Genomic DNA, 329 nt, shown 5'->3' with positions numbered 1-329 from the left:
GTTCAAAAATTAAAGTTTAATCATTGGTCATTTGAAATAATAGCTCACATTTTATCCATATCTACTAAGACTCTTTACAATTGGCTTAACAGTGGCTCATTAGATTTGTCCTACAATGATTTACCAGATAAGGGAATTCGGCGTAAAAGACAAAAAGAAACTCGTGGAAAGTATTCGAATGGTCGCTCCATTGAAGAAAGACCATCAGAAGTTGATAGCCGTAAGACCTTCGGTCATTACGAGGCTGATACAATCTTATCCGGTAAGACAAAGGGACAAGCTATAGCCACAGTTTCTGAAAGATTCAGTCGTATGACAATTGTAAGGAG

General features: G+C 37.1%; 1 protein-coding gene. It reads left to right on the top strand.

Translation table 11 applies throughout. The features are described from left to right. On the top strand, positions 1-329 hold a 329-nt coding region (locus FC88_RS02480), incomplete at both ends, for an IS30 family transposase (protein ID WP_157060409.1).

The organism is Companilactobacillus futsaii JCM 17355 (genome assembly GCF_001435505.1).
GTDB classification, from domain to species: domain Bacteria; phylum Bacillota; class Bacilli; order Lactobacillales; family Lactobacillaceae; genus Companilactobacillus; species Companilactobacillus futsaii.
Note: the sequence above shows the minus strand (reverse complement) of the source record. Positions and strands in the feature narration are given on the sequence as shown.